Here is a 410-nt window from a genome sequence, read left to right as displayed (position 1 = left end):
CCTCCAGGCCTTCCATCGCCTCGTTGTACTTGTTGCGGTCCTTGTTGGTGACCGTGAAGTCGTCGTGCTCGTTGTAGAAGTCCTTGAGTTCAGGATGCGCATCGACGCGGCGCTCCAGCGTGCCCTTGTTGCGCTGGTCGGTGATCGACACCGGCTCCTGGTCCTTCAGGGATTTCTTCCACTTCTTCTCGATTTCCGGATCCTTGGTGCCGATCGTGTACTCGCTGATGCCGTCTACGCTCACGTCCACGTGATCGGTAGTGTAGAACCAGCCGCGCCAGAACCAGTCGAGGTCCGTGCCGGAAGCGTCTTCCATGGTGCGGAAGAAGTCGGCCGGGGTCGGACGCTTGAACTTCCAGCGGCGCGCGTATTCGCGGAAGGCGAAGTCGAACAGTTCGCGGCCCAGCACC

1 pseudogene is annotated in these 410 nt (G+C 60.7%); it reads right to left on the bottom strand.

What is annotated here, in order from left to right:
• A pseudogene (locus AC1DOP_RS27340) lies at nucleotides 1-410 on the bottom strand (aminopeptidase); the annotation flags it as partial.

This window comes from Massilia sp. 01N410, from assembly GCF_056399665.1.
Note: the sequence above shows the minus strand (reverse complement) of the source record. Positions and strands in the feature narration are given on the sequence as shown.